At 52.3% G+C, this 522-nt stretch carries 1 protein-coding gene; it reads left to right on the top strand.

Annotated features, from left to right (window positions below):
• Positions 1-144 precede the first annotated feature (144 nt).
• A partial coding sequence (locus ACR0E6_RS23110; protein ID WP_480587831.1) for an AraC family transcriptional regulator ligand-binding domain-containing protein occupies positions 145-522 on the top strand: 378 nt, incomplete at its 3' end.

Raw genomic sequence — 522 nt, 5'->3', positions numbered from 1 at the left:
CATAAGTACTCCCTTCATATTCGTGTTTTGCCAACTGTAGCCCGGAAAATTTTGCCTCGGTAGCCAGTTTCGCATTAGGATGTTCGAATGTGACTGCAAAAATGGCCACTGATCACAGCATTTGATCCTGAAAGGGTTACGAGATTGCCGTTCAACTCCACCTCTCAAGAGCATAGCGAAGGGTTCATTCGCCTCGCATTGGCGGCTCCGTTTCTGGAGTATCTCACTGACCGCGAGATCGATCCGCAACCCGCCTTGAATCAGGTCGGCTTGAAGTCCGAACTGTTGTCTGACCCTTCTGTCTATGTCCACTCAGAGCTGGTCTACGGGCTGCTAAACGCCTTCTCTGATGTGTCAGGCGACCGATACCTTGGCCTGAATGTAGGAGAGACTTTTGACCTGCGGGGATGGCCTCCGTTCGCTCAGGCCCTACAATCGACAAACTCGCTGTTCGAGTTCTTTACCCGCTTTGTTGGGCTTGTCCCGCAGGAGTCCAATTCCGTGCGGCACAGCCTTGTAATC

This window comes from Ruegeria sp. AP12 (genome assembly GCF_056540025.1).
The sequence above is the reverse complement of the archived record's forward strand: the minus strand, read 5'-3'. Positions and strand labels throughout refer to the sequence as shown.